4 protein-coding genes are annotated in these 3,174 nt (G+C 61.6%); 1 reads left to right on the top strand and 3 read right to left on the bottom strand.

What is annotated here, in order from left to right:
* A partial coding sequence (locus tag Q0J60_RS04060; protein WP_294438967.1) for a zinc ribbon domain-containing protein occupies positions 1-407 on the bottom strand: 407 nt, incomplete at its 3' end.
* Positions 408-476: 69 nt separating this feature from the next.
* Complete coding sequence (locus tag Q0J60_RS04055) at positions 477-1,163, bottom strand: hypothetical protein (RefSeq protein ID WP_294438966.1); 687 nt, start codon at positions 1,161-1,163, stop codon at positions 477-479.
* 455 nt (positions 1,164-1,618) lie between these two features.
* On the opposite strand from Q0J60_RS04055, the gene Q0J60_RS04050 reads away from it, so the two are divergent.
* Positions 1,619-2,380 carry an AIM24 family protein gene (locus tag Q0J60_RS04050; RefSeq protein WP_294438965.1) on the top strand — a complete coding sequence of 254 codons (762 nt, stop codon included), beginning with the start codon at positions 1,619-1,621 and terminating at the stop codon, positions 2,378-2,380.
* A gap of 78 nt (positions 2,381-2,458) precedes the next feature.
* Here Q0J60_RS04050 and Q0J60_RS04045 read toward each other — a convergent pair.
* Positions 2,459-3,174 (bottom strand): PHP domain-containing protein (locus Q0J60_RS04045; protein WP_294438964.1); only part of this gene is annotated, 716 nt, incomplete at its 5' end.

Below are 3,174 nucleotides of genomic sequence, written 5' to 3'. Positions count from 1 at the left end.
ACAGGCTGCTGCGCAGCGGCGGACGGCTGCTCGACGACAGCGATCCTCGTTCCGCACGTGGAGCAGAAGGCGGCGCCCTGCGTCAGCGCGCTGCCGCAGGTGGGGCACACGAGCGTGGCAGCCTTTGCCTCGGCGGCCTCCTTGGCGATGCGGTCAAGCTCCGCCTGGGCCTGCGCCTTGTCGGCCTCGCACTGCGCAATGCCCGCAAGAATCTCTTCGCGGCCCGCTTTCAGGGCAGGATCGTTGCAGACCATGCTGTACAGGCTTTCACCCAGCTGTGCCATGTAGTCGCGACGCTTGCGATCCGCCTCGCCCAGCTTGAATTTCAGGCTTGCAGAGTCGGCGAAACGCGTAGCGCCTGCCTGCGCCTTGCTGAACGCGCTGCTCAAATCGTCAAGAATTCCCATGATGTTCTCCTTACCGCGGTCATTCGCACCGCACCGTCTATCGACAGGCCTTTCGGCCTCTTTTCTTTCTTAGGCCGCTTTCGCATCCATCATCTCGCGATACGCGCCGTAAGCAACACTGTTGGTGGACACCTCGATGTCGTTTTCCGATCCATCGGCAAATCGGCGGCGGAACTTGACCATACGCCCCGTGCGCGCCACCGCGAGCGCCGCACCCAGCGCGAACGCAAACGGCGAGGCGAACATCACGACCGTCCACATCAAAGCCACCGCAGCGCCCGCCAAGCTCGCTAGCGAGATGAGCCATGCCACCACCGAGAACACCGCGATAAGCACGGCCTGCATCACGAGCGCGCCCAGAAGCGCAATGATATAGGCGGGAAGCAGGCGCAGCCCATCATGGAGGCGAATCAGCGCCTCGCCGGCAATCACCGCCGCAGGCAAGGGCGAATTCAGCACTCTGCCAAGGATGTCCATCCAATCGGACGTCGCTCCGGCTTGAATGAATGCGAACTGCACGATGAGCACGATAACGAAGGCCACGCAGGACACAAGCGGGAAGCACCGCTTGAACCGCTGCGGCCAGGGCTCTTCGGCAGGCAGCTCGCCGAGCGCCTTCACGTGCACGAGCTTGCCATGGGGCGAGCGGAACGAACCCGAACGCACGGTGCGGCCAAGGCCCGAGAGCTCGTCGTTTTTCACGATGACCCACCCGAGCACGCCCGCGACAATCACCACGGCTATCAGAATGCCCATGCGCCCCACTCCCTTTCGAATCTCGAACGCGTCGGCACGCCAATCTTACCAGAGCCGCGGTGCCGCCCGTTTCCGCAATCGCCGCGTGGCAAGCTTCGTTACGAAATCGAAACCGCCGCGTCACGCAGAGCGCATTCCAGACCCCATGCCCCGATCAACATCCGGGGTTTTACGCGAAATCGAGCCAAAACCGCGTAAAACCCAGGATGCGATGGCATACCCCATCCCCTCCCCCAGGAATCCATCACGCTCGCCAGATCCCCTCGTTCAATGATTCCCCTCGGCGATGTTTGCCGCCGCTCGCGCATGCTTGACGTTTTTCGAGAATTTTGCATGCGGCGAGCCTTCAGGGCAATAAATCCCCGAACGCTGACGAAGTGCGGAGTTCTTCTGCCGTATGATATGCGCATGCAGAAAGCGGCACGTGCCGCAGGGCGAAGAGAAAGCGAGTAGGAATGTTCACCATCAGCAATTTCCTCGAGAACGATGACGTCACCGTCGTTGACGAGCTGGGAACCTTCAAGGTCATCGAATGGAAGCGCGACTTGAGCGTGAACGCCGAGACGGCCATCACCGCGTATTTCGCCAGCGAGATGAACGTGCGTCGCCGCCAGGTGGTGTGCGACCTGCGCCAGGCGCCCATCACCGTGCAGGCGGGCGCCATGCAGTGGATGGCGGGCGACGTGCGTCTGTCGTCCGGCGTCAAGGGCGCGGGCGACCTGTTCACCAAGGCGCTGCGCGGCGCGGTGACCAAGGAAAGCGCCATCAAACCCGAATACGAGGGCACCGGCATCATGGTGCTCGAGCCTACGTACCGCTATATCATCCTGATCGATGTTGCCAACTGGGGCAACTCCATCGTGCTCGATGACGGCATCTTCCTGGCCTGCTATTCCAGCCTGCAGCACCAGACCATCATGCGCTCCAACATCTCCTCTGCCGTTGCGGGCGGTGAAGGCCTCTTCAACCTGGGCCTTCAGGGATACGGCGCGCTGGCCATCGAATCGCCCTGCCCCAAGGAAGAGCTTATCGAAATCACGCTCGACAATGACGTGGTGAAGATCGACGGCAACATGGCACTTGCCTGGAGCGGCTCGCTCGACTTCACGGTGGAGCGTTCCGGCAAGTCGCTCATCGGGTCGGCGGCGTCGGGTGAAGGCCTGGTGAACGTCTACCGCGGCACCGGCAAAGTGCTCATGGCGCCCACTGCGTTCTAAATAATCCGCCACATCAAGCAAAAAAATCGAAGGGGCGATGCGATATCGCCCCTTCTTTCTGCGCCCACATTGCAGGTTTTACCCTTCGATCCAGCGCTCTCCGAGGTGAGCGGGCTTGCCGAAGGTGCCGTGATAGTCCGAACCGCCGGTTACGAACAGGCCGAACTGATTGGCAAGATTCTGCGCATGCTCCTCGTCGGCCGCATCGTGGTCGTGGTGGTACTTCTCGATGCCCGATAGGCCGCACGACACAAGCTCGGGCACAAAATCCCAGCTGTCCATCTGACCAGGATGCGCGAGCACGGGCAGGCCCCCGTCTTCAACGATGGCACGCACCGCATCGCGCGCGTCCACATACTCGATATCTCGATCAGCGATGCCGCCGCCCTTGAAGAGCGCATTGTAGAGCGCCTTATAGGCCGGCGTGCCATAAGGCTCGTCGATAAGCGCAGCCATGATGTGCTGTTTGTAGGCGCACGTGGAGGCGCTGGACAGGCGTTCGAAGGCCTCCATATCCACGTCGTATCCGGCACGAATAATCTGCTCCAGCTGCCACCGCGTATTCGCATCACGCTTTTCAAGCGTTGGCGTGCACAGCGCCGCAATCGCGGGAGCATCCTCGGAAAGCCCCAGACCCAGCACATGCACCTTGCGGTCGCGTTCGAAGTCGTACGCGCTTATCTCGATGCCGCCAATCACGCGCACGCCGGATTCTTCTGCCAAGCGAGCCGCTTCGGCCAAGCCATGCGTCGTATCGTGGTTGGTGAACGCAATATGCGAAAGCCCCTGCTCCT

Source organism: uncultured Slackia sp. (assembly GCF_944321625.1).
Lineage (GTDB): Bacteria > Actinomycetota > Coriobacteriia > Coriobacteriales > Eggerthellaceae > Slackia.
Note: the sequence above shows the minus strand (reverse complement) of the source record. Positions and strands in the feature narration are given on the sequence as shown.

What these genes read in the sequence shown, in the direction of transcription:
- Q0J60_RS04050 (WP_294438965.1), top strand. Translation starts at nt 1,619, where the DNA reads ATGTTCACCATCAGCAATTTCCTCGAGAACGATGACGTCACCGTCGTT.
- Q0J60_RS04055 (WP_294438966.1), bottom strand. Translation starts at nt 1,163, where the DNA reads ATGGGCATTCTGATAGCCGTGGTGATTGTCGCGGGCGTGCTCGGGTGG.